The organism is Pseudonocardia yuanmonensis, assembly GCF_039542425.1.
In the GTDB taxonomy this organism is placed as follows: Bacteria; Actinomycetota; Actinomycetes; order Mycobacteriales; family Pseudonocardiaceae; genus Pseudonocardia; species Pseudonocardia yuanmonensis.
Window position 1 is genome coordinate 304,015 of sequence record NZ_BAABIC010000002.1, and the last position, 17,795, is coordinate 321,809.

18 protein-coding genes and 1 tRNA gene are annotated in these 17,795 nt (G+C 73.0%); 11 read left to right on the forward strand and 8 right to left on the reverse strand.

Features of this window, described 5'->3' with window-relative positions; genetic code table 11:
* Positions 1-6: 6 nt before the first annotated feature.
* A complete protein-coding gene (locus ABD990_RS03860) occupies positions 7-972 on the reverse strand; it encodes an ROK family protein (RefSeq protein WP_345378357.1) in 966 nt (321 codons plus the stop codon).
* A 113-nt stretch (positions 973-1,085) separates the two neighbouring features.
* Here ABD990_RS03860 and ABD990_RS03865 point away from each other — a divergent pair, with 113 nt between their 5' ends.
* The 5 genes from ABD990_RS03865 to ABD990_RS03885 all read left to right on the forward strand — a co-directional run bounded on the left by ABD990_RS03865 (position 1,086) and on the right by ABD990_RS03885 (position 5,146).
* Complete coding sequence (locus tag ABD990_RS03865; RefSeq protein WP_345378358.1) at positions 1,086-2,306, forward strand: DoxX family protein; 1,221 nt, start codon at positions 1,086-1,088, stop codon at positions 2,304-2,306.
* A gap of 97 nt (positions 2,307-2,403) precedes the next feature.
* Positions 2,404-2,667, forward strand: a complete 264-nt coding sequence (locus tag ABD990_RS03870) for a hypothetical protein (protein ID WP_345378359.1) — start codon at positions 2,404-2,406, stop codon at positions 2,665-2,667.
* Between the two features lie 21 nt (positions 2,668-2,688).
* Positions 2,689-3,873 carry a Tm-1-like ATP-binding domain-containing protein gene (locus ABD990_RS03875; RefSeq protein ID WP_345378361.1) on the forward strand — a complete coding sequence of 395 codons (1,185 nt, stop codon included), beginning with the start codon at positions 2,689-2,691 and terminating at the stop codon, positions 3,871-3,873.
* On the forward strand, positions 3,870-4,706 hold the full coding sequence (locus tag ABD990_RS03880) for a phosphoenolpyruvate hydrolase family protein (protein WP_345378363.1): 837 nt from the start codon (positions 3,870-3,872) through the stop codon (positions 4,704-4,706). The genes ABD990_RS03875 and ABD990_RS03880 overlap by 4 nt, the downstream gene beginning before the upstream one ends.
* A 2-nt stretch (positions 4,707-4,708) precedes the next feature.
* On the forward strand, positions 4,709-5,146 hold the full coding sequence (locus ABD990_RS03885) for an SRPBCC family protein (RefSeq protein ID WP_345378364.1): 438 nt from the start codon (positions 4,709-4,711) through the stop codon (positions 5,144-5,146).
* Here the strand turns inward: ABD990_RS03885 and ABD990_RS03890 are convergent, their stop codons facing one another.
* On the reverse strand, positions 5,147-5,836 hold the full coding sequence (locus ABD990_RS03890; RefSeq protein WP_345378365.1) for a YceI family protein: 690 nt from the start codon (positions 5,834-5,836) through the stop codon (positions 5,147-5,149). It abuts the gene before it with no gap.
* A gap of 264 nt (positions 5,837-6,100) precedes the next feature.
* Here ABD990_RS03890 and ABD990_RS03895 point away from each other — a divergent pair.
* Positions 6,101-6,175 (forward strand) — tRNA-Ile (locus ABD990_RS03895).
* A 228-nt stretch (positions 6,176-6,403) separates the two neighbouring features.
* Here the strand turns inward: ABD990_RS03895 and ABD990_RS03900 are convergent.
* From ABD990_RS03900 to ABD990_RS03915, 4 genes are all read right to left on the reverse strand, one after another.
* Complete coding sequence (locus tag ABD990_RS03900) at positions 6,404-6,871, reverse strand: PaaI family thioesterase (RefSeq protein ID WP_345378366.1); 468 nt, start codon at positions 6,869-6,871, stop codon at positions 6,404-6,406.
* A 767-nt stretch (positions 6,872-7,638) separates the two neighbouring features.
* Positions 7,639-8,715 (reverse strand): LLM class flavin-dependent oxidoreductase, encoded by a 1,077-nt coding sequence (locus ABD990_RS03905; protein WP_345378367.1) that lies wholly within the window; start codon positions 8,713-8,715, stop codon positions 7,639-7,641.
* Between the two features lie 13 nt (positions 8,716-8,728).
* A complete protein-coding gene (locus tag ABD990_RS03910; protein ID WP_345378368.1) occupies positions 8,729-9,331 on the reverse strand; it encodes an isochorismatase family protein in 603 nt (200 codons plus the stop codon).
* The gene (locus ABD990_RS03915; protein WP_345378369.1) at positions 9,328-9,972 is read right to left on the reverse strand and encodes a GntR family transcriptional regulator; all 645 of its coding nucleotides are present in this window, start codon (positions 9,970-9,972) and stop codon (positions 9,328-9,330) included. Before ABD990_RS03915 ends, ABD990_RS03910 begins: the two co-directional genes overlap by 4 nt.
* An 85-nt stretch (positions 9,973-10,057) precedes the next feature.
* On the opposite strand from ABD990_RS03915, the gene ABD990_RS03920 reads away from it, so the two are divergent.
* Positions 10,058-10,945 (forward strand): isocitrate lyase/PEP mutase family protein, encoded by an 888-nt coding sequence (locus ABD990_RS03920; protein ID WP_345378370.1) that lies wholly within the window; start codon positions 10,058-10,060, stop codon positions 10,943-10,945.
* A gap of 1,501 nt (positions 10,946-12,446) precedes the next feature.
* A complete protein-coding gene (locus ABD990_RS03925) occupies positions 12,447-12,857 on the forward strand; it encodes a DoxX family protein (RefSeq protein WP_345378372.1) in 411 nt (136 codons plus the stop codon).
* A gap of 372 nt (positions 12,858-13,229) precedes the next feature.
* Here the strand turns inward: ABD990_RS03925 and ABD990_RS03930 are convergent, their stop codons facing one another.
* The gene (locus ABD990_RS03930; protein WP_345378374.1) at positions 13,230-13,406 is read right to left on the reverse strand and encodes a hypothetical protein; all 177 of its coding nucleotides are present in this window, start codon (positions 13,404-13,406) and stop codon (positions 13,230-13,232) included.
* 326 nt (positions 13,407-13,732) lie between these two features.
* On the opposite strand from ABD990_RS03930, the gene ABD990_RS03935 reads away from it, so the two are divergent.
* Positions 13,733-14,377, forward strand: a complete 645-nt coding sequence (locus ABD990_RS03935) for a class I SAM-dependent methyltransferase (protein ID WP_345378376.1) — start codon at positions 13,733-13,735, stop codon at positions 14,375-14,377.
* A 104-nt stretch (positions 14,378-14,481) separates the two neighbouring features.
* On the opposite strand, the gene ABD990_RS03940 is transcribed toward ABD990_RS03935, so the two are convergent.
* Positions 14,482-14,868, reverse strand: coding sequence for a DUF3040 domain-containing protein (locus ABD990_RS03940; RefSeq protein WP_345378377.1), 387 nt, complete (start codon positions 14,866-14,868; stop codon positions 14,482-14,484).
* 289 nt (positions 14,869-15,157) lie between these two features.
* On the opposite strand from ABD990_RS03940, the gene ABD990_RS03945 reads away from it, so the two are divergent.
* Positions 15,158-16,057, forward strand: coding sequence for an ABC transporter ATP-binding protein (locus ABD990_RS03945; RefSeq protein ID WP_345378378.1), 900 nt, complete (start codon positions 15,158-15,160; stop codon positions 16,055-16,057).
* Positions 16,054-17,700 carry a polyketide antibiotic transporter gene (locus tag ABD990_RS03950; RefSeq protein WP_345378379.1) on the forward strand — a complete coding sequence of 549 codons (1,647 nt, stop codon included), beginning with the start codon at positions 16,054-16,056 and terminating at the stop codon, positions 17,698-17,700. The genes ABD990_RS03945 and ABD990_RS03950 overlap by 4 nt, the downstream gene beginning before the upstream one ends.
* The last annotated feature ends 95 nt before the right edge of the window (positions 17,701-17,795 follow it).

Here is a 17,795-nt window from a genome sequence, read left to right on the forward strand (position 1 = left end):
AGCACGCTAGCGGGTGACGGGGTCGTCGGCGTGGTCGAGCGCGAGCAGAGCCGCGCCGATCTTGCCGGCCGCGCTGCCGAAGGTGCTCGGCAGGACCGGGACCAGCGGCCGGACCGACTTCGCGTAGGCGAACTCGGCGGCGGCCTCGCGGAGCGGGGCGAGCAGCAGCTCGCCGGTGTCGACGACGCCCCCGCCGATCACCACCGCGTCGAGCTCGAAGATCGTGGTGACCGAGGCGATGCCGATGCCGAGCCAGCGGGCCAGGGTCTGGAACAGCCGCCGCGCAGTGGGATCGCCCTGCAGCGCCGCCTCCGTGACGACCTGCCCGGTGACCTCGGAGTTCTTCTCCCGCGCGAGCCGGGCGATCAGGCCGTCGGGCTCCGCGGCGGCGGCCTCGCGGCCGGTGCGGGTCAGCGCCGTGCCCGACGCGAGCGACTCGAGGCAGCCGCGGTTGCCGCAGCCGCAGAGCGGGCCGTCCGGGTCCACGATGATGTGCCCCAGCTCGGCGCCCAGCCCGCGCGGGCCGCGGTAGATGCGACCGCCCAGGACGATCCCGCTGCCCACCCCGGTCCCGACGGTGACCAGCACCATCTCCTTGTAGAGGGTGTCGCCGAGGCGCGCCTCGGCCAGCCCGGCCACGTTCGCGTCGTTGTCGACGACGGCGGGCAGGCCCGTCGCCTCCTCGATCTCCGCCCGCACGGCCCAGTCCCGGTAGGCGTTGTTCGGTGCCCACAGGATGCGCCCGCTCGGCCACGCGACGGTGCCCGCCGCGCCCACCCCCACCGCCGCGACCTCGGGGTTCTTGCCCCTGAGCGTGTCGACCATGCCGAGCAGCAGCCGCGACATGGTCGGCGCGTCCGAGGTCGCGGGAGTGGGTTCGGTCAGCTCGTCGACGACCGTCCCGTCCTCGGCCACCACGGCGCCGGCGACCTTGGTGCCGCCGATGTCCAACCCGATCGCGTGTCTCGCCACCCCGGCATGATTCCGAACCCGGGGGGTCGCCCGCCAGCGGTACCCCCGTGTTTGCCGCGCCCGGGCATGGGGAACGCGGCCCCATGCCTCTGTTGCGACGTGTGGCCCGTCCCATGCTGGCCGCCATCTTCATCTCGGGCGGAATCAACGCGTTGCGTCAACCCCAGGCGCACGCCGAGGCCGCCAAGCCCGTCCTGGACTACGCCGCGCCCGCGATCGACAAGGCCGTGGAGATGTCCCCGCTGGAGAGGCGCCCCGACGACGAGACGCTGGTGAAGGCCGAGGCCGGCGTCAAGGTCGCGGCCGGCACTCTGCTCGCGCTGGGGAAGCTGCCCCGCACCTCGTCGGCCGCGCTCGCCGCCACCCTGATCCCGACCACCCTGGCCGCCCACCGCTTCTGGGAGGAGTCCGACCCGGAGGCCAAGCAGGCCCAGCAGATCCACTTCCTGAAGAACGTCAGCCTGCTCGGCGGCCTGATGATCGCCGCGGCCGACACGCACGGCAAGCCGTCGGTCGCCTGGCGCAGCCGCAAGGCCGCCGAGGCCGCGGCGGCGGCGCTGGAGAAGCGCGCCGAGGCGATCTCCGGGGCCGCGCACAGCGCCACCGACTCGGTGTCCGGGCTGGTCTCCGGCCTCGGCGGGTCGGGCTCGTCGGCCGGGGGGTCGGACCTGGTCGGCAAGGCGTCCGCGCTGTCGGACTCGCTGTCGGCCACCGTCGCGGACAAGGCGCCGGTCGTGAGGGCGCGGGCCGCGGAGCTGAGCACCGTCGCGGCGGAGCGTGCCGCGGAGCTGAGCACCGTCGCGGCGGAGCGCGCCGCCGCCCTCGGCGCCGCCGCCACCGCGCTCGGGGCCACGGCCTCGGACCGCGCCTCGGGGTGGAGCGAGGACCTGTCGACGCGGGCCGCGAAGGCGGCGGCGCGCGCCGAGAAGCGGGGCGCGGCGCTGCGCAAGGAGGTCGACAAGCGCAGCGCGGCCTGGCAGAAGGAGCTCGACAAGCGCGGCAGGGCCTGGGAGAAGCTCGCCGACCAGAAGGGCGACGAGTGGGCGAAGGCCGCGGCGAAGAAGCGGGCCCAGTGGGAGAAGGCCGCGGACAAGAAGCGCGCCGAGTGGGAGAAGAGCGCGCGCAAGGCCGCCGCGAAGGCCCGTAAGCAGGCCCCCGGCTACGTCGACCAGCTGACCGCGCTGGCCGCGCACGCCGGTGAGCAGGTGTCGAAGTTCGGCAGCGACGTGGCCCACCGCGCCGCCGACGCCGGCACCACGGCCTCCGCCGCGGGCGCGAAGGCCGTCGAGGGGATCGCCCGGGACGCGCGCAAGCGCGCCAAGGCGCTCGCCTGAGCCGTTCCCCGGCCTCCGGCCCCGCCACCGACGTGCCCTGGTGGCGGGGCCGTCCCATGAGTCGCGCCGCTCGCGGACGGTCACGTACCGTGGCCGGATGCCCGCAGCCTCGGAGGAGGACTGGGACGACTGGGTCGCCGCCCGGACGCCCCGGCCGGACCCCGCCGACGAGACCCCGCCCGACACCTACTGGTTCGTCGGCGGCCCCCTCGACGGCCGGGTCCGCACCCGTCCCGCGGAGCAGGAGGCGCCGGCCGTCGTCCGGCACGTCCACCTGCACGGCGGTCCCAAGATCGTCCACCACTACGACCTCCACGAGGTCGCCGGGCACGGCGGCGAGTACCGGCTGCGCGAGGAGTGATCGTGCGGTAGGACTCGGGGAATGGGTCCTGCGTACGTGATCGGCACGCACGACACCAAGGGCGCGGAGCTGCGCCACGTCGCGGAGCTGCTCCGCGCCGCGGGCCTGGCCGTGACCTCGGTGGACGTGTCCACCTCCGACAAGGGCGCCGCGCGTGCGGACGTGCCCGCGGCCAAGGTCGCCGCGGCACACCCCGACGGACCCGACGCCGTCTTCACCGGCGACCGGGGCAGCGCCGTCGCGGCGATGGCCGTCGCGCTGGAGCGCTGGCTGCCGCCCCGGGAGGTCGGCGGCGTGCTCGGCCTCGGCGGGTCCGGCGGGACCGCGCTGGTCACCCCGGCGATGCGCGCCCTGCCCGTCGGCGTGCCGAAGGTGATGGTCTCGACGGTCGCCTCCGGCGACACCGCACCGTACGTCGGGGCCGCCGACATCGCGATGCTCTACTCGGTCACGGACGTCGCCGGCCTCAACCGCATCTCCCGGCGCGTCCTCGGCAACGCCGCGCACATGCTCGCGGGGGCGATGACCCACGAGGTCCCGGCGGGGGAGGACCGCCCGGCCGTCGGGCTGACCATGTTCGGCGTGACGACGCCGCTGGTCACCGCCGTCGTCGAGCGGCTGGGGTCCGAGGTGGACCCGCTCGTCTTCCACGCGACCGGCACCGGCGGGCGGGCGATGGAGAAGCTGGTCGACGACGGGCTCGTCTCGTCGGTCCTCGACCTCACCACCACGGAGGTGGCCGACCTGCTCGTCGGCGGGGTCATGGCCGCCGGGGAGGACCGGCTCGACGCGATCGCCCGCACCGGGGTGCCGTACGTCGGTTCGGTCGGCGCCGTCGACATGGTCAACTTCGGACCGCGGGACACGGTGCCGCCGCGCTTCGGGCACCGGCTGTTCTACGAGCACAACCCGCAGGTCACGCTCATGCGGACCACCCCGGAGGAGAACGCCGAGATCGGTGCCTTCCTCGCCCGCAAGATCAACGCGTTCACCGGCCGGGCGCTGGTCCTCGTCCCGACCGGCGGGTTCTCGCTGCTCGACGTGCCCGGCCTGCCGTTCCACGACCCGGAGGCCGACGCCGCGCTGCTCGCGGCGCTCGAGTCCGACCTGGTGCACCGGGCCGTCCTGCGGAGGGTCCCGGTGGCGATCAACGACCCCGAGTTCGCCGACGCGGTCGTGGCCGCGTGGCGGGAGGTGACCGCATGAGGTTCGCCCGGTCCGAGCTGATGGAGCGCTTCCACGACATGGCCCGCCACGGCGAGCCGATCGTCGGCGGGGGAGCGGGCACCGGGCTGTCGGCGAAGTGCGAGGAGGCCGGCGGGATCGACCTCATCGTGATCTACAACTCCGGCCGCTACCGGATGGCCGGGCGCGGCTCGCTCGCCGGGCTGCTCGCGTACGGCAACGCCAACGACGTCGTGGTCGAGATGGCCGCCGAGGTGCTGCCGGTCGTGCGGCACACGCCCGTCCTGGCCGGCGTCAACGGCACCGACCCCTTCATGCTCACGGAGCGGTTCCTGCGCGAGCTGGCCGACCTCGGCTTCTCCGGCATCCAGAACTTCCCGACCGTCGGGCTGATCGACGGCGTCTTCCGGGCCAACCTCGAGGAGACCGGGATGGGCTACGGGCTGGAGGTCGAGCTCGTCGCCGCGGCCCGGGCACAGGACCTGCTGACCACGCCGTACGTCTTCTCCGCCGACGACGCCCGGGCGATGACCCGCGCCGGCGCCGACGTCGTCGTGTGCCACATGGGCCTGACCACGGGCGGCTCGATCGGCGCGGAGACCGCGAAGACGCTCGACGACTGCGTCGCGCTGATCGACGAGTGGTCCGCCGCGGCGCTCGCCGAGCGCGACGACGTCCTCGTCCTCTGCCACGGCGGCCCGATCGCCATGCCGGAGGACGCCGCGTACGTGCTGGGCCGGACGACGGCCTGCCACGGGTTCTACGGCGCGTCCTCCATGGAGCGCCTGCCCACCGAGACCGCGCTGGTCGAGCAGACCCGCGCCTTCAAGAACGCACTCGTCACGAAGGAGTGACCATGCCCCGTCCCTACGCCAGTGGCGTCGTCAAGGCCCCCGCCGACCAGGTCTGGGCGCTGCTGCGTGCCTTCAACGGCCTGCCCGACTTCCTGCCCGCGATCGCGAAGAGCGAGATCGTCGAGGGCACGGACGGCGCGGTCGGGGCCGTGCGCAGGTTGACCCTCGCCGCGGGCGGCGACCCCTTCGACGAGAAGCTGCTCGCGATGGACGACACCGACCGCACCCTCACCTACGCCTTCACCGGCGCGAACCCCTTCAACGCGCGCCGCTACGTGTCCACGGTCCGCGTCGCCCCGATCACCGACACCGGCGAGTCGTTCGTCGAGTGGTGGTCGGAGTACGACGCGGACGCCGGGCAGGAGGAGGAGCTGAACCGGACCTTCGCCCAGGGCGTCTACGCCGGCGGCATCGACGGCCTGCGCAAGAAGCTCGCCTGATCAGCTCGCCGGCGCGAGCTTGAGCAGGAACTCGATCTGACCCGTCGGGTCGACCTTCACGAAGTCGCCGATGCTCGGCGGGGTCACGCCGAAGTCGGCGAAGGCGACGGGGACCGAGCCGGAGACGTCGATCCCGGTGCCGTTGCGGACCGCGGTGACCGGGAAGGTGACCGGCCGGGTCACGCCGCGAACGGTCAGCTCGCCGGTGGCGTCCGCCGTGGCGCGGTCGCCGCCGGTGAAGCCGGCCCCGAGGTCGACGGGCTGGGTCAGCCGGAAGGTCGCGGTCGGGTACTCGGCGACGTTCATGATGTTCCCGGTGAACTGGTTGTCGCGCCGGGCCTGGTCGCTCGTCACCGTCGCGAGCTGCACGGTGATCTCGCCGGCGGTGACCTGCGATCCGCTCAGCGTCGCCGAGCCCGACACGTCCCGGGTCCGGCCGACGGCGTCGATGCTCTGCCCGCCCAGGATCTCGTGCACCCGGTAGCCGGACTCGGACCCGGCCGACACGGTGTAGGTGCCGGACAGCTCGCCGGTCGCGGCGGTCTGGCCGGCGCCGACGGCGAGCGGCGCCGCGGCGTCACCCTCGATCACCCTGGCGTAGAACAGCGGCCCGCCGACCGCCAGCACCACCAGCAGCGCGACCGCGCCGAGCAGGTAGCGCTTCCAGTAGGTCCGCAGCTTCACGGGCACCCCCGATTCGTCTCGCTCGTTCCCAGTTGAAGGTTCAACGAGTGACCGTAGTGAAGGTTGCTGAGAGCGAGCTGAACATTCAACGAACGAGCGATCTCGGGCGGTGCTGCCCGTCAGTCGCGCCCTGGGCTTCCGCGAGTCGCGCTGTGGGCTTCCGCGAGTCGGGTGTTCCGGCAGCGCGAGTCGGGAGTTCTGGCAGCGCGAGTCGGGAGTTCTGGCAGCGCGACGCGCGCCGTGGATGTGGGCCGCTAGCCTGTCGCGCGAGGGGCAGTAGCTCAGTTGGTCAGAGCAGCGGACTCATAATCCGTCAGGTCGTCGGTTCGAGCCCGACCTGCCCCACTACCTGACCAGCGCCTTCGTGAGTAGCTTCGGTGGATGCACGGACCCGGTCACCAGGCGCCGACATGATCTCGTCGAGAACGTGCCCGAGGGCCCGGACGCCGCCCTGCGTGCCGAGAAGGCCATGACCAAAGGGCCACCGCAGGTGGTTTCGCGGATTCTGCGGATTTCTGCGGGCAGGTGTTCGACGACCGTGACGTGCGACGGAGATCGTCTACCCGCGGGGCATCACCGCCGCAGGGGATCGAGGTCTCGGACTCCCGCCTGCATGCCAGGGGCGGACGTGAGAACGGCGGCGGCTTGCGAAGCGGCCTCGACCCGGGCCCGGGAGAGAAGCCGAATGGTCGAGGTCCCCTTCGCAACGACCTGGCCCGCAGCGTCGAGCAGGCGGCCCTCGGCGAAACAGGTGGACCGGCCGTTCAGTTCGATCCACCCCTCCGCCGTGACCAGGCCCGGACGCGCCGGAGCGAAAAAGCTGATCTTGAGTTCGAGCGAGATCGGGGAGACGTCGTGGTCGCCGCGCTCGCCGTGCAGCCCGATGACCGCGTGGGCCATCGCCGCGTCGATCCAGCCGCTGACGAACCCGCCCTGCACCACACCCCCTGAGTGGCACATGTGCCTGCCGGCGAGGAACTCCAGGCTGGCGCGACCACCGCCCAACTCCACGATGCGCTGGAAGCCCAGCGTCTGCAGCATCTCGTGAGGAGAGTCCTCCGCTCCTTCAGACACTGCCTCGCTCCTTCCCCTCCGGCGACCGCGCTTTCAGTGAAGAGGCGGCCGACGGCGCTGAAAAGAGGGAAATCAGTGGTTCACCTCACAGCTCGGAAATCGTGCGACCACTCGCTGGTCGGGCTTCGCGTGCCACGGAGCATGCGTAACCGCAGGCCGCTGCCCTCCACGCAATCAGCGCTCAACCGCCGCCACGGCGCGCCTCCATCGAGGCCGGCTCGAGCTGTCGTACAGCCCGGGGCCGAGGTCCCCGATCGGCGCCGACCGGGAGCGCAACCGCGAGATCTCATCGCGGATCACTGTGCACACTTCTGTCGTCTCCCTCTCGCCGTGGGCGCCGATCCCTTCCGCAAGAAGGCCGGAGTGCGCGCCCTCGCCGACACTGCCGACGGGCGCCGGAGCTGCTGTGCCTGTTCCGCAGCGCCGTTGCCGACTCGACACCGGAACCGGCCGTACCGGCGCTCGTCGCGCAACCAGAAGGACGCCAACGCCGCGCACGCCCGCCAGCGCGGGCCGGGTGAGCGCGTCAACGCGAGCTGAAACAACTAGCGGATCCTGCGCGAGATCCGTTCGTGTTCCAGCCGGGCTTCGCAGCTCGTCGTCGCTGTTCAGACGCTCATGATCGCCGAGGCTTGATCAAGTTGGGAAAGCTCTCTGGCCCTCAGGGCCGCCGGCGGTAGGACAGCACCACCAATTCGGGCTGTCCTGTCGACGGGCGCCCAGTGGCGGCGCTGTCAGGCCGCGGGCTGAGCCGCGGTGGTCAGCAGCGGCTTGACCCGCTCGCCGAACTTCGTGACGCCGTCGACGAAGTCCGGCCAGGTCAGGAGGGCGCCGTCAACACCCGTGGTGGCGGCGATCTCGTCGAACTGGCGGGCGACGGACTCGTAGGAGCCCTTGACCACCGGCAGCGACAGGAAGGCCATGTTGCCCTCGTCGGCGGGTCGCGCGAGGCTGGCCAGCAGCTGCGCGGAGGTGCCGTCCTGGTTGGTGTCGAGCGCGGCACCGCCGAGCATCAGCGAGATCGCTTCGGTGTCGGCGTGGTCGAGGATGTGCTGGCACAGCCGCTCGGCCTCGGCGTCGGTCTCCTCGGCGATCACGCAGTAGAGGGCGAACGTTCCCACGTCCCGGCCCGCCTCCCGGCCGAACTGCTTCACCCCGGACGCGATCGACGCGACCTGGGATCGTTCGGCCATGATGAAGTTGCGGTCGCCGTGTTCCGCGGTGAAGCGCTGCCCCTTGGGAGACTGCCCGGCGCAGACGATCGGGACCTCGTGCAGCGGCTTGGGTCGCACGTCGCAGTCGGTCAGGGTGAAGTGCTCGCCGCGGAAGTCCGCGTTGCCCTCGCTCCAGAGCGTGCGCAGGACCTGCACGTACTCGGCGGCGTAGGTGTAGCGCTTGTCGAAGTAGTCGTCGCCGGGCCAGAGTCCCATCGACTCGTACTCGGGCTTGTTCCAGCCGGTGACGATGTTGAGCCCGCACCGCCCCTGGCTGATCTCGTCGATCGTGGCGACCATCCGCGCAGCGAGTACGGGGTGGGTGGCCAGCGTGGTGACGCTGGGGAAGAGCTGGAGCCGCTCGGTGTGCGCCGCCAGCGCCGCCATGAGGGTGAACGACTCCAGGCAGGCACCCCAGAAGTCGCTGCTTCCGGGGATGCCGTGGTGCTTCATCATCGACAGGACGAAGTCGAGACCCTGCTTCTCGGCCTCCTGGGTGATCGCCAGGTTGTGCGCGAAGCTCGGGCGGTACTGCGGGCTACCGGTGGAGATGATGTAGCCGTTGGTGGCGTTGGGAATGAACACGCCGTACTGCATGGGAGCCTCCTGGTCAGCCGAGGTGGGTCAGGACGTCGTCGAGGTCGACGACGTCGGCGTACTTGGCGTCGAGATCGGTGAGGTTGCGCTCGTGCAGGGCCGGGTCGCGATCGGCGCAGGCCTGCCGGACCACGAGCGCGCGCAGCCCGTGCTGCAGGCAGTCGGTGGCGGTCGCCCGCACGCAGCCCGAGGTGGACACGCCGGCGACCAGGACGCTGTCCGCCCCGAGAGCGGTCAAGGTGGCGGCGAGCGAGGTACCGGCGAATGCGGAGGCGTACTGCTTGACCACGACGGTCTCGCCGGGCGCCGGAGCGAGGGACAGCGCGCCCCAGTCGCCCGAGGCGCCCTCGGCGAACGCGGCCAGCGCGGGGACCTTCCGCACGAAGAGGCCGGCGTCGGCGAGGTCGGCGGCGTACCGGACCACCGTCCACAGCACGGGCACGCCCGTGGCGCGGGCGGCCTCCACCAGGGTCTGGGTGGCGGTCACCGGCGGGTCGGGTAGCGCGAACGGTCCGTCCGGCTCGGTGTAGGCCCGTACCAGGTCGACGACCAGGACCACGGGGCGCTCGCCCCAGCCCAGCCTGCCCGAGAAGGCGGCACCGTGCGGACCGTTCACGAGGCACTCCGGAGCATGACGGCGCGGGCGTTGCGCAGGTGGGCGACCATGATCGCCGCCGCCCAGTCGGAATCCCGGGCGCGCAGTGCCGCGACGAGCTCCTCGTGATGGGCGAGGCTGCGGCGCAGCGAGTCGTCGTCGTAACGATGGAAGTTGCGCAGCACCACGGGCGGGCGGACCGCGCCCGCGAGGGCCGTGGCCAGCGCCGGGGAGTCACCGGCGGTGACGATCAGGCCGTGGAAGCGGCGGTTCAGCGCGGCCAGCTCCTCCAGGTCCTGTCCCGGACCCGTCGGACCGCACCGGAGCATCCGGCTGCTGAGCCGGGCGAGCTCATCGGTCGCCGCCGGGGTGATCCGGTCGGCGGCCAGCGCCGCCAGCCGGGGCTCGGTGGCCTGGCGGACGTCGAACAGCCCGGCGAGCTCCGCGGCACTCCAGGTGCGGACCCGCGCACCCCGGTGCGGGACCAGCTCGACCAGCCCCTCCGCGGCGAGCCTGCCCAAGGCCTCCCGCACGGGCGTCCGGCTCACGTCCAGCCGCGCGGCGAGCTCCGACTCACCCAGGCGCGAGCCCGCGACGAGCTCGCCCCGCAGGATCAGCTCTCGGAGGGTCTCGACCGTGCGATCGGACTGGGTCGACTTCATTGTGTGCAATGTAGGCATCAGAGGCCCTGATCGCTAGACTACGCGCGCTGGTTGCATGCAAAATTCCTGTTTCGGAGGATCCCTCGTGTCCGGACTCTTGAGCTCGCGCACTCCCCGCGCCCGGCTGCGCGACCTGCTCTGCGGGCCCGGCCCGCTCCTCGCGCCCGGCGCCTACGACGCCCTGTCCGCCCGGCTCGTGGAGCAGGCGGGATTCGACGCGGTCTACATGACCGGGTTCGGGACGACGGCGGGCCTGCTGGGGCGCCCGGACGTCGGCCTGCTCACCGGGACCGAGATGGCCGACAACGCCCGGCGGCTCGTCGCGGCCGTCGACGTGCCGGTGATCGCCGATGGTGACACGGGCTACGGCAACGCGATCAACGTGCTGCGCACCGTGCAGACCTACGAGCAGGCCGGGGTCGCCGCGATCCAGCTCGAGGACCAGGTCACGCCGAAGAAGTGCGGTCACATGAGCGGCAAGGAGATCGTGCCGCTGCCGGAGATGCTCGGGAAGATCCGGGCCGCCACCGAGGCCCGCCGCGACCCGGAGTTCCTGATCATCGCGCGCACGGATGCGGTGGCCGTCGAGGGTGTCGACGCGGCGATCGAGCGGGCCCGGGCGTTCCGGGACGCGGGCGCGGATCTGCTGTTCGTCGAGGCGCCCACCTCGGAGGCGGACATCGAGCGGGTCGCGGGCGAGCTCGCCGGCGTCGCCCCGCTCGTCTTCAACTGGGCCGAGGGCGGGAAGACCCCGCCGCTGACCCTGGAGCGCATCGCCGAGCTGGGGTTCGCGCTGGTGCTCTACCCGATCGGCACGCTGCTCGCGGCCACCGCCGGGATCCGGTCGCTGCTGGAGACGCTGCGCAAGGACGGCACGCCGCAGGCCGCGCTGCCCGGGCTGCCCGCCTTCGACGAGTTCACCTCGCTGGTCGGGCTGCCCGAGGTGCAGGAGCTGGAGCAGCGGTACCGCTGAGCCGTCAACCGCTTGCCGAGTAGCGTCTGAACCAGCACGACCACCACGCCGAGAACTGCGGATATGACAGACGCGCCTGGTTCTGGCTGTTGCGCCGCGCCTTCGCCTGTTCGAAGGGCTTCAGGGTGAGTCCTTCGCGACCAGCACCTCGCCCTCGAGCCCGTCCGGTCGCGGAAGAAGAGGCTGTGGACGCGGCCGAAGTCGTTGACGGTGCCATCGCTTGCTCCGGCGTCGATGAGTCGGCGGCGGATCGTCGCGAAGGCCTCGGGTGAGGCCGCCTGGAGACCGACGTGGTCGATCCGGCCGCGGCCCCACATCGGTGTCTGGCGCTGGGCCTCGGTGTTGCCGGGGATGACGAAGATGTTCAGCTCGGTGTGGGGGCCGATGCGGATGACCGTCATGGTCTCGCGGCCGTCCTCGCCGTGTGGGCGGGTCGGGCCGACCTCGGCGTCGAAGATCTCGGAGTAGAAGCGTCCCAGGCGTGCGACGTCGTTGGAGATCCATGCGATGTGGTTGATTCCGTCGAGCAACATGTCGTCCCCCTGTTCCTCGATCGCGGCGCAGCAGCGGCACGGCGTGTTTGATGGCAGCGGACTGTGCGGCCGGGTGCAAGTCGCGCATCGCCTGTGGGCGGTGGGCGGTGGTCGGGCACCTCGGGGTCGCGATGGGTCCGGTCGAGGGGTGCGTCGCGGCGTTGCTGGCCCGGATGCTCGACGGAACCGGCGCGCTGGCGCTGAGGTACGACGTGGGCATTCGCCCTGAGATCACGACCCTTGAACGCGTCCGGCTCTCCGTCCTTCTCCCCGCCGGACACCCCGTCGCGGTGCCTGGGTCGAGGTTGCTGCGCGAGCTGACGGACGAGCCATGGTCAGGCTCACCAGGCCCCCAGCGCGGCGATGTTCCGCGAGGTCCTCGCGGCCGTCGGGGTGGACCAGACGTGCGCTTTCCACCACTCACTCCGAGTCGGGTTCCTGGTCGCCGGCGGCGCGGGCTACGTGCTACAACGCCCGTCCCGGACGCCACATGCACCGGCCCGCCGTGATCCACGGCGCGATCCTCGATGAGCGCGGCACGATCACCCGCAACAGCCGCCGACGTGGCCGATCCGGCCCTAGTCAGCTAATCAGCACTCCGAGCTGGCGGGGGAACCTCAGCCGCACGAGGGTGCGGTGGAGGTGGCCGGGTCGGTCCGAGGCCGGGGACGGCGCCGGGCGCGCTGGCCGCGTCGTTCACGCTGGCCGGGCTGGACGGTGGGTGTGCTCGACGATCCGGATCCTCTGGGACCGCGGGGGCCAGGCGAGATCTTCTCGCCCGGCCCTACGGGCCGTCGCAATCGAGCTGGCGCACCGTGCTGGTTGACCGCAGCGCGCCGGCACCCGGTTCGGCGCGGTGCCGGAGGGCCGCGCTCAGGAGCGGGATGGCGCGGACGCGGGTGCCGATGAGTTCTGCCCACTCAGGGCGTCTACACCCCGAGCACACCCCACGACGGCTGGAGCCTCCGATGACCGAGATCACCGCCACCACCACCGCCACCAAGTCGCGCGCCGCGAACGTCGGCCTCTGGACGCTGCAGGTGCTCCTCGCCGCCGTCTACGCCTTCTCCGCGTTCGGGAAACTCACTGCCGACGCGCAGAACGTCGCCGGCTTCGAGGCCATGGGCCTGGGCACCACCGGCATGTACCTCATCGGCGCCTTGGAACTGGCCGGCGCGATCGCCATGTTCGTCCCGCGCCTGACCGGGCTGGCCGCGCTGTGCTTCGTCGCCCTGATGATCGGGGCAGTGACGATCACCTGGATCGCGGTGGGCGGTGCGCTCGTCGTGATCCCCGCGACCGTCGGTGTCCTGGCCGCGGTGGTCGCCTGGGGCCGCCGCGACAGCACCCGACGGCTGCTCGCACAGCTGCGTCGCTGACCAGCCGGACAGGGCAGGCCAGACCCGGACAGGGCAGTTCAGACTCCGGACGTGGACACGGCCGGGCTCCGTCCGGAGCGGTACCCTCCCCGGTCCGGGTACGCGCCGCGGCAGCGTTGAACGAGGACACCGCCTGCACGGCGGAGAGCGCGTCGAGCAGGCTGGTCCGGCGCATCTCGGCGAGGGCGACCCGGCGGTCGGCCGGGTCGACGTCGTGGTCGAGTAGGTGGGTGCCCACCACCTCGGCCCTGAGCATGGCCGCGCCCGGCAGCAGGGCCGCCGTCGCGACCAGCCCGGGAGCCGGAGTGCGGCCGAGCGCTCCCAGGGTGATCCGGCCAGTTCGCGCCGTCGCGCACAGGACGAGCCCCGCGGTCAGCCCTGGGTGACGCCGCCACAGCAGTTGAGATCGGCGGTGAGGGTGACGCCGTGCAGCAGGACCAGGGTGGTCCCACTCGCGGCGCCGGGCACCTCCCGGACCGTCGTAGGTCCGCGTCCGGGAAGCTCGAGCACCCGCAGGTGCGACGGATGCCCGATGGTGCTCGCCTGCATCGTCGACTCCTTCCCGGAGTACGCCGACACTCGGTGGTCCACGCTCCGAGCAGGAGTGTGCGCGAAGGGAGCGTGCTCGAGCGAGCAGGCGCGGGACCGCCGGCCGTCGTTCCGGCGCAACGGCCATCAGGGTCGTTCGGCCGGGGGACCCAGGGCCCTTCGTCGTGTTGTCCCGCTGTGCCGCACCGGTGACCGTGGGGATCGCGCCGGTGACCGTGGGGACACGGCAGCCACGGCACCGCGTGCCCACGGGGTTACGTGGGGCACCTCGCGCCGGACGCTCACCGCCTGCCCCGGCCCGTCGGTCGGGGCCAAGAGAGGACAGTATGCCGACGACCGTGCGGACCGACCCTTCACGCGTCCTGTCACCCGTCCTGCCCGCCTACGACCGCGGCGCCACAAGCTACGACTCGCGCACGGGTCTGTTCGCGTCCTATCGCCGGCGCCTGGTCGACCTGCTCCCGTTACGCGCCGGCGACGTCGTCCTCGACGTCGGGTGCGGGACCGGCCTGTGCTTCGCGCGCATCGAGGAACGCATCGGACCTGGCGGTCGGATCGTCGGGGTTGATTCCGCGCCGCGGATGCTGGACCTCGCCGCGAAGCGGGCCGCCGCACACGGCTGGCACAACGTGCTGGGGATCGAGGCCCCTGCGGCCGAGGCCGAGCTGCCGACCGTCGACCACGTGCTGTTCTGTGCGGTCCACGACGTACTCCAGTCGCCGGCCGCGCTGGACAACGTGCTCGCCGCGGTGCGCCCGGGCGGCACGGTGGCCGCCGGAGGTGGCAAGTGGGCCCCCGGGTGGGCGCTGGCCGTCAATGCCGCCGTGTTCGCCCTGCACGCTCCCTACGTCACGAGCCTGCAGGGCTTCGGCCGACCGTGGGCCCTGCTCGCCGAGCGTGTGCCGGATCTCGCGGTGCAGGAGGTGGCCATGGGTGGCGGGTACCTGGCCCGGGGTCGACTGCCGGCCTAGGTTGCGCTGGTCGGCGTCCGGTCGGTTCGAGCCCGACCTGCCCCACGGCGAACTCCCGTCGCAGATCAAGGCTCCGGAGCCCGCGACCGGACGGGTTCGTGACCTCAGCCCTGTCCTTCCTGCGGGTGTGAGTCGTCGTTCCGGCGGGATCGGGCTGCCCGGGGACGGAGCGTGGGGTCGACCCAGAGCAGGACGAGCAGCGGTAAGCCGACCATGAGGACCAGGGCGAGGACCAGTCCGAACCAGTCGGCGGGCACCAGGACCAGGACCATGGCGAGGACCGCCAGGGCCTGCACGACCCGGTCCACCTTCATCCGCGTCGGCGAGCGGGTCGCCGGCGGCCTGGAGAGTTCGGCACCGAGGCTCGGGTCGTCGGCCTGCAGTTCGGCGCCGAGCTCGGCGAGGACCTTCTTCTCCCGCTCGGTCAACGGCCGGGCCGGGTCGGGCTCGGACGACGGGGAGGAGGGTGGTGGTGGCGGCGCCGTAGGCATCGTGGGCTCCGGGCACGTCGGCGACTCGGTCGCCGACCAGACTTCCCGGCACGCCCCTGCCCACTTTACCGGAACGTCCGGTTGCGGCCAGGGGTCGACGGTGCAGTGCCATGGTCGGCAAGGTCGGCCCGGGGAAGACGTGTCCTGCCACTGATCGGACCCTTCTGGGCGTCCGGCACCGGCGCTACACTCCGCCCCAGGTGAGCCGGGAAGCCTGGTCGGCAGCAGTGGACGGTTGGTGCTCTGTTGCCGGAGGTGGCCCGTGTCGTCGTTGTCCCGTGCCTGGTCCGTGGACGCCCCTGTGGTCCGGACCGAGGGTTTGTGCAAACGCTACGGACGGACGCGCGCGCTGGACGGGCTGGATCTGTCGGTCCCGGCGGGGCAGGTCTTCGGGTTCCTCGGCCCGAACGGAGCGGGGAAGTCCACGACCATCCGCCTGCTGCTGGGGCTGGCCCGCCCGAGCGCAGGCCGGGCCTGGGTGTGCGGGGTCCCGGCCGCGGAGGTCGCCCGCGCGCACCGCTTCCTCGCGTACGTACCCGCCGACGTGGCCCTGTGGCCGCAGCTGACCGGCGCGGAGACCCTCGAGCTGCTGGGGCGCCTGGGGCCGGGGGTCGACCCGGCGTACCGGGACGAGCTGGTGGAGCGGTTCGCGCTCGACCTCTCGACGCCGGCGCGGGCGTACTCGTCGGGGAACCGGCAGAAGGTCGCGCTGGTCGCGGCGTTCGCCACGCGGGCGCCGCTGCTGGTCCTCGACGAGCCCACGAGCGGGCTGGACCCGCTGATGGAGCAGCAGTTCCGGGCGGCGGTGCGGGAGGCCCGGGAACGCGGTCAGACCGTGTTCCTCAGCTCGCACCAGCTCGCCGAGGTCGAGGCGATCTGCGACCGGGTCGCGATCCTGCGCAGTGGACGGTTGGTCGACGTCGCCGAGGTGACGGCGTTACGGGCGTTGCACCGCACCGAGGTCGAGGCCGGGTTCGGCGGGGCGGTGCCGGTCCTGGACGACCTGCCCGGGGTGGCCGACGTCGAGGTGCCGGCGCCCGGGCGGGTGCGGTTCACCCTGACCGGGCCGCCGGGCCCGGCGTTACAGGTGCTGGCGTCGGCCGGTCCCGACTACCTGCGGGTGCGCGAGCCCGGTCTCGAGGAGATCTTCCTCGGCTACTACGGGAGCACGAACGGCGGCATGCGATGAGCACGCTCGCGCCCCGCGCGACCCGGGGGCCGGCCGCGCGCCGGCTCGACGCGCGGCCCGGCCGGGCGGTGGCGGGTCTCGCCGCACGGAGCGTCCGGCGTGGCGCCACGGTCCTCGTCGTCGCGGCGGCCGCGATGAGTGCGGTCGTGGCGTTCACCTACGAGAGCGTGGTCGGCGGCGCCCCCGGTGGCGCGGCATCCCTGGCGGTTCTGGCGCAGAATCCCGCCATCCGCACGCTCTTCGGCGAGCCGGTCGCCCTGGACACCGCCGGCGGGTTCACCGTCTGGCGGACCGGCGCCGCGCTCGGGGTGCTGACCGGGATGTGGGCGCTGCTCGCGGCCACCCGGCTGTTGCGCGGCGAGGAGGACTCCGGCCGGTGGGCCCTGCTGGTCGCCGGCACCCTGCCGGCCGAGCGGGCGACCGCACGTGTCCTCGCCGTCGTCACCGCCGTGCCCGTGCTCGCGGGTGCGGGAGTGGCGCTCGCGCTGGTCACGGCCGGGACGCCGGTCCGCGGGGCGGTCCTGCACGGGGCGGGCCTCGCTCTCACCGGGATCTTCTTCGGCGGCCTCGGCGCGATCGCCGCGCAGGTGGCCGGCCGCCGGGCGGCGGCCACGGGCGCGGCGACGGCGGTCCTGGCCGCCGGGCTGCTCGCGCGGATGATCGGCGACGGCGTACCCGCCCTGGGCTGGCTGCGCTGGCTGTCCCCGTTCGGGCTGACCGCGCAGGTCGCGCCGTTCCACGCCGACCGGGTCGGCCCGATGGTCGTGCTCGCGGTCGCGGCCCTGCTCGTCCTGGCTGTCACGCCGGCACTGGCCGGACGGCGTGACGTCGGCGAGGGGCTCGTGCGTCCGGCCGGCGCCCGGCGGCCTCGGCGTGGGCTGCTCGGCTCCCCGGAGGCGTTCGCGATGCGCACCGTGCTCGCTCCGTGGGCGGGCTGGTGCACCGGTGTCGGGGCCTACTACCTGCTCGTCGGGCTGCTCACCGTGTCGCTGACCGGATTCCTCACCGCGAACGCCGCCTTCGCCGACCTCGCGGCCGGCGCGGGATTCGCGGGGCTCGACACCGCGCGCGGGTACGCGGCGACGTTGTTCGCGCTGCTGGCCATGCCCGTCGGCGGGTTCGCCGCGGTCCGGATCGGGGCGCTCGCCGCCGACGAGGCCGCCCGGCGTCTGCCGCTGCTGCTGGCCGGACCGCTCACCCGCACCCGGCTGCTCCTCGGGCACGGCGCCGTCACCGCGGTGGCCGCGGTGCTGCTCAGCGGCGCGGCCGGGCTCGCGTTCTGGGCGGGCGCCGCACTGGTCGACGCGCCACTCGGACCCGGTGAGGCGGTGGCAGGGGCCCTCAACACGGTGCCGGTCTCGCTGCTCGGGCTCGGCGCGGCGGTTCTGGCACTGGGCTGGAGCCCGCGGCTGGTGGTGGCGGCCGGGAGCATTCCCGGCGTCGGCGGCTTCCTGTGGCTGGTGATCTCCCAGAGCATCGACGCGCCGCGCTGGGTGACGACCGTCTCGCCCTTCGCCCACCTGGCCGCCGTACCGGCCGCGCCGGCGGCGGTCACGGCGACCACGGTGATGCTGCTGGTCGCGGCGTGCCTGGCCGGGCTCGGGGTCGTCGGCTACCGCCGCCGTGACCTCCGGCCCGCCTGACGGTTCGGGCGGGATGTCTGTTTGATCGGTCGGTGCCGGGCTATCACGCGGTCATGCCGATCGCGAACCACCTCCTGCCCTGCATCGACCGGTGG